The sequence below is a fragment of the Bacillus sp. JJ1532 genome, assembly GCF_036965085.1.
Lineage (GTDB): Bacteria > Bacillota > Bacilli > Bacillales > Cytobacillaceae > Cytobacillus.
Genome location: NZ_JBALOW010000044.1, coordinates 1 through 8715 on the forward strand (window position 1 = coordinate 1; position 8715 = coordinate 8715).

Below are 8715 nucleotides of genomic sequence, written 5' to 3' on the forward strand. Positions count from 1 at the left end.
ATTATATAACAATAATCAGGAAATTGTAATCAATCTGACATTTAATCTTTATATGGAAATGACTAGCGATTATTCTCATCGAACCGTTTACACGTAAAGGAGGAAAACACGGAAGGTTGTAGAAGTATACTACATGGATTATTTAACCTTTCAATGGACTTTAGATCAGCTTCTTGTTAGACATCGAGGAAGAAAGGGGAGAGCCATTAGTGAGGAAAATATTAATTGCAAATAGAGGAGAAATTGCTTTACGTATTATCAAAACCTGTCATTTAATGGGCATTGAAACTGTCGCTGTTTATTCCGATGCCGACAAGGAAATGCCTTTCGTCAAAAAGGCTGCACATGCATTTAGTATTGGAGAAGCACCGGTGAATCAATCGTATTTAAAAATGGATACGATACTGGAAATCGCGAAAAAGGAAGGAGTAGATGCCATTCATCCTGGCTATGGCTTTTTATCGGAAAATGCGGATTTCGCAAAGGCTGTACATAAGGCGGGAATCTCATTTATTGGTCCATCTCCGGATACGATTGAATTAATGGGAGACAAAATTGTCTCAAGGCGAACGATGATGGAGGCGGGTGTACCAGTAGTTCCAGGCAGTGAGGAAGGAACCTCTACACTTGAGGAAGCTTGCCGGCTCGCAGAGTTAATTGGTTATCCAGTAATGCTTAAAGCTAGCGGAGGCGGTGGAGGAATAGGCATGATACGCTGTGAAAATGAGCAAGCCCTTGCCAAATCCTTTGGGTCTACGAAAGCGCGAGCAAAAGCCTATTTTGGTTCAGAAGAAGTATTTGTTGAAAAATATATAGAAAATGCAAGGCATATAGAGGTACAAATTTTTGGAGATGATTATGGAAATAATGTCCACTTGTACGAAAGGGATTGCTCCATTCAAAGAAGGCACCAAAAAGTGGTAGAGGAATCACCATCCCCATTTTTAACTGAAGAATGTAAGGGGAAAATGTACGAGACAGCCTTAAAAGCAGCCTCTGCAGTTAACTATAAAAATGCAGGCACAATTGAATTTATTGTGGATGAGCAGGAAAATTTTTATTTTTTAGAAATGAATACAAGGCTTCAAGTAGAGCATCCTGTTACAGAACAAATAACGGGTTTGGACCTAGTGGAATGGCAAATTCTTGTTGCTAGGGGAGATAAATTACCGCTGTTGCAAAATGAAATAAGCAGATCGGGACATGCGATTGAATTTAGATTATATGCAGAAGACCCGAAAAGTTTTCTGCCTTCTCCGGGAAAAATTGAAGTGTTCCAATGGCATGCCATTAAAGGTGTCCGTGTAGATTCAGGATATGATTCAGCCTCTACTGTTACACCCTTTTATGATCCAATGATCGCAAAGTGCATAATATATAGTGAAACTAGGGATGAGGCAATAAGGAAGGCTAGCAAATTTTTTGCTGAACTTGAGTTAAAGGGAATTAATACAAATGCACCTCTTTTTAAAGAAATATTGATGGATTCAGACTTTAAAAGCGGCAATTATACGACAAGCTTTCTTTTAAATAAAACCTTTTCAGTCAATATTTGAGATGCTGTGAATGCAGTTAATTTGTTGAATTGGATGTTAAGGTTATTATTTCCCTTTTTCACTTCCGAAAAAGGGGTTCTTTGTATACATATAATTAACTCTTAATAGTAGTCTTTCTAATTACCTTTTATCATTTTTCTGTTAAAATATGACTAAATACATAGATAGTGAAGTGGATGTTATGAAAATTGCAATTATTGGCGGAGGATCATTAGGTCTTCTATTTGCCCATTATCTAAATGAATTTCATCATGTATGCTTATATGTCCGTTCAATGGAACAGGAGTTTACCTTATCATCTGAAGGATTAATTTTTGAAAAAAATGAACAAAAGATCGTTCATTCTATTAACACTGCAAAGTTTTCTGCTTGGGAAGGAAATGAAGATTTAACAATTCTTGCTGTTAAACAATATCATTTGCCCGATATTTTGCAGAGAATCGCAGACATTGCCCCCTGCTATAAAGGATCTTTCTTATTTCTGCAAAATGGTATGGGGCATATCAAATTATTGGATTCGATACAGGCGAATAATGTTTATATTGGATCTGTCGAGCATGGAGCAAAGAAGGAAAGTTTAAATCATGTTATTCATACAGGAAATGGAATTACGAGAATAGCTATATATAAGGGCCAATCTTTAAACCTTATGAATGAAATAGCAAATCAATATGTTGATCGCTTTCCGTTTGTGACAGAAAAAGATTATGAAAGCATGCTAGTAAAAAAGCTAATTGTAAATTCAGTTATTAATCCTTTAACCGCAGTTTTAAATGTTCGCAATGGTGAACTACTTGACAACCCATATTACAATAAGCTCTTTGAGCAAATGTTTAACGAAATTAGTTCTATTTTATATATGGAGAATAAAGATGAGACACTATCACATCTTGAAAATGTATGCAGGAAAACAGCTGCTAATCGTTCATCCATGCTCCAAGATTTAGATGGAAATCGACCGACTGAAGTGGATGCGATCCTAGGCTATGTGCTGGAAAAGGCAGGTGACATTGGAGTGCATGCTCCTCTTACTGAATTTTTTTATCATTCGATAAAAGGTAAGGAGTATTAAGGAAGGGAGGCGTATGAATGATATCTTTTTTATCTTCAGTCATTGCTATATTTGTTACAATTCCATTATTAGGTTATTTTCTCGTATTCATTATATGTAAGCAAGTGACAAGGCAGCATAAAAAATCAGTACACATGGCTCTAGATGTAAGTACCTTCCTGTTTATCATCTCTGTCCATTTTTTAATACTGGCAATTTGGGAACAATCGTTTTTATGGATTATTTTTTTATCCTTGCTTGTTTTAGCCATTATATTTGTCTTACTTCATTGGAAAATCAAACATGAAATAAATTTGCTGCTAGTTTTCAAAGGGTTTTGGCGATTTAATTTTCTCGTATTTTTTACGGCATATATTGTGTTAACAGTAATTGGATTAATTCAAAGCGTAAGTGGATTTGTAGCGGGAGGTTAATATAATTTTGAGCAAAGTCTTTTTCTTTTCAAATCAGACAATGCTATACTCATATGGAAACAAATGAAGATGAATAAGAATGATTGATAAGCATGTACAGCCTATTAATGAAAATTGTGGATTAGAAAGGAAGACTTAAATGGAGATTTTAAATCTCTCCTTACCGGCGACAAACCGATTTGCAACAGAATATTTAGAACAGACAAAGAATATTCAGAGATATTTTCATTATCGTTACAATGACCACTTAGATTTTGAAAAACGCCGCGGAGAATTATTGAATCGTTCATATATGAGAGAAGAACTCGCAGCTCACATTGAACAATACATGTCTAAATTCCCAGGCTCTGAAATGGTTCAGTCTTCACTCCAAAAGCTGAAGCAGGAAAATAGTACAGTTATTATTGGTGGTCAGCAGGCGGGTATACTTACTGGGCCACTTTATAGCATACATAAGATTATTTCGATCGTTAGCCTGGCGAAACAAAAGGAGCAGGAATTAAATATTCCGGTTATACCAGTCTTTTGGATTGCAGGAGAGGATCATGATTATCAGGAAGTTAATCATGTATATGTTGAAAATAACAATAAAATCGAAAAGAAAGTATATCCGGAAAAAATACGTGATAAACGAATGGTCTCTGATATTACGATCGACCGGGAACAGTGTCTCAAATGGGTGGAAGCGATTATTCAAACTTTTGGGGAAACTGAACATACGCTAGGCCTTCTGGCAGAAGCGGAAGCAGCTATCAGCAAATCTGATTCATTTGTTGATTTTTTTGCCTATCTTATTATGCAGATGTTTAAGGATACGGGTCTCTTAATTATTGATTCAGGTGACCGAAAACTTCGAAGTCTTGAAAAGGAGTTTTTTGTCAAACAAATAAACAGCTTTAAAGAGATCACGAAATCTGTATTATCCCAGCAGTCTGAACTTAAAGAAGATGGCTTTTCAAATATGATTGAAATAAGTAATGATGCTGCAAATTTATTTTATTATGACGAAGATAATTATGAAAGAATCCTCCTAGAGTATGATAAGGATAAGGATGCATTCAGCGGAAAAGACGGTTCCTTTCAAATCACCCGGCAAAGCTTGCTTGATCTCGCACAGGAGTTTCCTGAAAAGCTTAGCAATAACGTAGTAACTAGACCGATCATGCAAGAATGGCTATTTCCAACACTTGCTTTTATTGCTGGACCTGGAGAAATTGCGTACTGGGCAGAGCTAAAAATGGCGTTTGAACACTTTGATTTAAGAATGCCTCCAATCGTACCTCGTCTAAATATTACCTTCCTAGATCGCTCTATAGAATCAGATATACTTGAGCTTGGGCTTGATTTGGAAGAAGTATTAATTTCGGGTACAGAAAAGGAAAGGCTTCAGTTTCTACAATCAATTAGGGATCAGCAATTGAAAGAGCTTTTCAATAAAACAAAGCAGGAATTTCTGCAAAATTACGAAATGCTGGAAAGCTATTTAATGAAAAAAGATAGAGGCTTGGTTCCACTTCTTAAAAAGAATGAAGGCTTATTGATCAAGCAGCTGGATTTTATGGAAGCAAAGCTTGATCAGGCAGAACAATTAAAATATGACGTATTGATAAATAAGTTTGCAAGGGTAGAGAATGCCATCAGGCCACTAGGTTCACCCCAAGAACGGATGTTGAATTGTTTATTCTTTATCAATCAATATGGATTTAACTTTATCCATAACCTTTTGGAGTGCAGCTTTACATTCGATGGCACCCATAAATTAATTAAAATGTAAGCAATAAAATATTTGCCGAAAAAAGACTTTATCCCATAGGATGAAGTCTTTTTTTGTTGAAGAACAGAGAGGATTTTAAAATGGTGCAAAGATTTGTAGGGAAAAGACGAACGAAAAAATGGGAATAGCTGATATTTTCTAAAGGATTTTAAAGCCAGTCATAGAATTTTAAAAATATGTGGAGGAAAGTGGGGGAATGTGGTACATTTGAGTAAGAAAGTGGGGTTAGTGGGTATGTTCATGGGGGAGTACCATCATAACATTGATAATAAGGGCCGTTTAATTGTACCTGCTAAATTCCGTGATGGTTTAGGAGAATCATTTGTCCTAACACGCGGCTTGGATCAATGTTTGTTTGGCTACCCAATGGATGAATGGAAGCTGCTAGAAGAAAAGCTTAAAGGCTTACCGCTCACAAAAAAAGATGCTCGTGCATTTACCCGTTTTTTCTTTTCTGGTGCTACGGAATGTGAAATTGATAAACAAGGAAGAATAAATATAACCTCCCCTCTTGCTTCATATGCAAACTTGGAAAAAGAATGTGTCGTTTTAGGGGTTTCCAGCAGGATTGAAATATGGAGTAAAAGTTTATGGGAGGATTATTTCTCTGATTCAGAGGAATCTTTTGCTGAAATTGCAGAGAATATGATTGGGTTTGATATTTAACTTTATTCAGCAGAAAAAGAGGTGGACATCATGTTTGAACATACAACAGTATTACTGAAAGAAACAGTAGATGGTTTGGATATTCATCCTGAAGGCGTGTATGTTGATTGTACATTAGGCGGGGCAGGACATAGTGAATTAATATTGTCCAAGCTATCAGGTAATGGAAAGCTATATGCTTTTGACCAAGACGATACGGCTATTTTACATGCTAAGGAAAAACTTGCAAAATACGGTGATAGAATAACATTTATTAAAAGTAACTTTGAACATCTTCAAGCGGAATTGGAAAAGTTGGGAGTTCATCAAGTTGATGGGGTATTGTATGATTTAGGTGTTTCATCTCCCCAATTAGATACTCCTGAACGAGGCTTTAGCTATCATCATGATGCTCCATTAGATATGAGAATGGACATGGATGCAGATTTTTCTGCTTATGATGTCGTTAATCATTGGAGCTATGGTGATTTAGTAAAGATTTTCTTTAAATACGGAGAAGAAAAGTTTTCAAAGCAAATTGCTCGAAAAATTGAAGCTGCACGCGAACTGTCTCCAATTGAAACGACTGGCCAGCTCGTTGAATTGATTAAGGAAGCAATTCCAGCCCCCGCTAGAAGAAAAGGCGGTCACCCTGGAAAAAGAGTTTTTCAGGCAATACGTATTGCCGTTAATGACGAATTAGGCGTATTTGAGAGATCCTTGCAGCAAGCTATTGATATTTTGAAGCCTGGCGGAAGGATTAGTGTCATTACATTCCATTCACTCGAGGATAGGATTTGCAAGGTTTCATTTAAAGCTGCGAGCGAAACACCTAATCTCCCTCATGGATTGCCGATTATTCCAGATGAATTCAAACCAGTCTTAAAATTAATTACAAGAAAGCCTATCACTCCGTCTGAAGAAGAACTGGAGATGAATAATAGAGCTAGATCAGCAAAGCTTCGAATCGCTGAAAAATTATAGAAAATAATTGAAAACTAAAATAGAAACTATAACAGGAGGGATAGAATGGGAAACCTAGCGCGGAAACTCCAGCAAGAGCAAAGACATGAACAGCAAAAACAAATGGTACAAGCACCAAAGAAGGTAAAGAATCGAAATCCGTGGCTTTCACCAGGGGAAAAAATATTAGGTTTAGTTTTCACAGGGATTGTTTGTTTTGGTGCAGTTAATATTGTCTCTAATCAAGCGGCAATTTACGAAATAAATAAAGAAATTCAAGATACAAAAGTAGCTATTCAGGAACAGAATAGGGTAAATGGAGATCTTGAAATGCAAGTAAGCGAACTAAGTACATACGAACGGATTTGGGAAAAGGCGAAGGAGCTAGGGCTGAAATTAAATGAAAACAATGTTAAGGTTGTGCACGATTAATGATTAAAAAACAGCCAAATATTAACTTTGGAGCAGCAATATTATTTGTAATATTTGGTCTGCTCTTTTTTGTCTTAGTTTACCGCTTTATCTCCATACAAATGACAGGTGAAATCCGGGGACATGTTCTAGCTGCAAAGGCGCAACAAAAATATGAAAATGAAAGAGTAATAGAAGCAAGGCGAGGGACGATATTTGACCGAAATGGAGAAGTCCTCGCTACTGATATGAACTCATATAAACTTGTTGCGATTTTAGATGAGAAAATGACCACAAATGATAAAAAGCCCCGTCACGTGATGAATCCAGAAAAAACGGCAAGAGAACTTGCAAAAGTAATTGAAATGAATGAGTCAGACATTTATAAAATCTTAACTAAATTAAAACCTGATAGTAATGAAAAGCCTTTTCAGGTTGAGTTCGGCAAAGCTGGCCGTGATTTAACAAACCAGAAGAAAAGAGAAATAGAAGAATTGAAGCTTCCTGGGATTACATTCATTAAAGATACAAAACGTTTTTATCCTAATGGTGTATTTGCTTCCCATTTAGTTGGTTACGTAGAAAAAAAAGAAACTGAAAAAAATAGAACTGATACAATAGGAATGCTCGGATTAGAGCAAAGTCTGAATGATATTTTGACAGGGGAAAATGGCAAGGTTAAATACGAAAGTGATCTTTGGGGATACCTATTGTCTGACAGTGAGGAACATGTTACCCCTGCTCGTGATGGACAGGATGTCTATTTAACGATTGATAAGAAAATCCAAACCTTTTTGGAGGATTCTTTAAATAAAGTAGATAGCGAATATAAACCAAAGAAAATTTTCGCGGTTGTGGCAGATCCGAAAACCGGAGAGATCCTGGCAATGGGGCAAAGGCCCTCATTTCACCCAATGACGAAGGAAGGGATAAGTGAAACATGGCATAATGAGATCATTGAGAATTCATTTGAACCAGGTTCAACGATGAAAATTTTTACCTTGGGAGCGGCTATTGAAGAAGGAGTTTTCAACCCGAATGATTCATTTAAGTCAGGACAATATGCCGTAGATAATAAGACAAGACCTGTTCGAGATTGGAACAATGGCAATGGCTGGGGAACCATTTCCTATTTAGAAGGGGTTCAACGCTCATCCAACGTTGTATTCGCAAAACTTGTAAAAGAAAAACTGGGCTTTGACCGCTACGAACAATATTTAACGAGTTTTGGCTTTGACCGGCCAACAGGAATTGAATTGCCGAAAGAAACAGGAGGTAAAATCGTCTATAATTGGCCATTGGAAAAAATAACAACTGGCTTTGGGCAGGGAACAGCTATTACTCCTATCCAGCAGGTTCAGGCGGCTACTGCTATCGCCAATGATGGGAATATGATGAAGCCTCATATTATTAGTAGAATTGTCGATCCTAATAGTGATGATAGAATAGTTAAAAAGACCGAGCCCGAAATTGCAGGAAAGCCTATTTCCGCAAACACAGCAAAACAAGTTAGAGATATTTTGGAAACGGTCGTATCCTCACCTAAAGGAACCGGCTTCAATTATTACAATATTGAAGGATACGATATTGCTGGAAAAACAGGGACTGCACAAATTCCTGATCCTCAAGGCGGATATTTAACTGGCCGTCAAAACTATGTGTTTTCATTTTTAGGAATGGCTCCAAAGGATGATCCTAAGTTAGTTGTCTATGTGGCAGTCCAGCAGCCTGAAATTGATATTCATACGAGTGGAGCAATTCCAGTTGCTGATATTTTTAATCCGGTTATGAAGAGCAGTCTGCAATATTTGAATATTGATCCAGTAGTGCAAACAAAACCTAATTTTGATTTAATACCTAATGTGACAGACCTAACAACCG

The 8715-nt window shown here is 36.8% G+C and carries 8 protein-coding genes; all 8 read left to right on the forward strand.

Annotated features, from left to right (window positions below; translation table 11 throughout):
* Nucleotides 1–209: 209 nt before the first annotated feature.
* A complete protein-coding gene (locus V7122_RS14795; RefSeq protein ID WP_335354303.1) occupies nt 210–1556 on the forward strand; it encodes an acetyl-CoA carboxylase biotin carboxylase subunit in 1347 nt (448 codons plus the stop codon).
* A 181-nt stretch (nt 1557–1737) separates the two neighbouring features.
* Complete coding sequence (locus V7122_RS14800; protein ID WP_335527400.1) at nt 1738–2628, forward strand: 2-dehydropantoate 2-reductase; 891 nt, start codon at nt 1738–1740, stop codon at nt 2626–2628.
* 17 nt (nt 2629–2645) lie between these two features.
* Complete coding sequence (locus V7122_RS14805) at nt 2646–3041, forward strand: DUF3397 domain-containing protein (RefSeq protein WP_335346569.1); 396 nt, start codon at nt 2646–2648, stop codon at nt 3039–3041.
* Between the two features lie 139 nt (nt 3042–3180).
* On the forward strand, nt 3181–4815 hold the full coding sequence (gene bshC / locus V7122_RS14810) for a bacillithiol biosynthesis cysteine-adding enzyme BshC (protein WP_335346570.1): 1635 nt from the start codon (nt 3181–3183) through the stop codon (nt 4813–4815).
* Nucleotides 4816–5049: 234 nt separating this feature from the next.
* Complete coding sequence (gene mraZ / locus V7122_RS14815; protein ID WP_066289421.1) at nt 5050–5481, forward strand: division/cell wall cluster transcriptional repressor MraZ; 432 nt, start codon at nt 5050–5052, stop codon at nt 5479–5481.
* Between the two features lie 30 nt (nt 5482–5511).
* The gene (gene rsmH / locus V7122_RS14820) at nt 5512–6444 is read left to right on the forward strand and encodes a 16S rRNA (cytosine(1402)-N(4))-methyltransferase RsmH (protein WP_335346571.1); all 933 of its coding nucleotides are present in this window, start codon (nt 5512–5514) and stop codon (nt 6442–6444) included.
* 45 nt (nt 6445–6489) lie between these two features.
* Nucleotides 6490–6855 carry a cell division protein FtsL gene (gene ftsL, locus V7122_RS14825; RefSeq protein WP_335354301.1) on the forward strand — a complete coding sequence of 122 codons (366 nt, stop codon included), beginning with the start codon at nt 6490–6492 and terminating at the stop codon, nt 6853–6855.
* Nucleotides 6855–8715 (forward strand): peptidoglycan D,D-transpeptidase FtsI family protein (locus tag V7122_RS14830; RefSeq protein WP_335527402.1); only part of this gene is annotated, 1861 nt, incomplete at its 3' end. The genes ftsL and V7122_RS14830, both read left to right, overlap by 1 nt.

Bases quoted from the DNA above. Each gene is read 5' to 3' on its own strand.
- V7122_RS14805 (WP_335346569.1), top strand. From the start codon at position 2,646: ATGATATCTTTTTTATCTTCAGTCATTGCTATATTTGTTACAATTCCA.
- bshC (WP_335346570.1), top strand. From the start codon at position 3,181: ATGGAGATTTTAAATCTCTCCTTACCGGCGACAAACCGATTTGCAACA.
- rsmH (WP_335346571.1), top strand. From the start codon at position 5,512: ATGTTTGAACATACAACAGTATTACTGAAAGAAACAGTAGATGGTTTG.
- ftsL (WP_335354301.1), top strand. From the start codon at position 6,490: ATGGGAAACCTAGCGCGGAAACTCCAGCAAGAGCAAAGACATGAACAG.
- mraZ (WP_066289421.1), top strand. From the start codon at position 5,050: ATGTTCATGGGGGAGTACCATCATAACATTGATAATAAGGGCCGTTTA.
- V7122_RS14800 (WP_335527400.1), top strand. From the start codon at position 1,738: ATGAAAATTGCAATTATTGGCGGAGGATCATTAGGTCTTCTATTTGCC.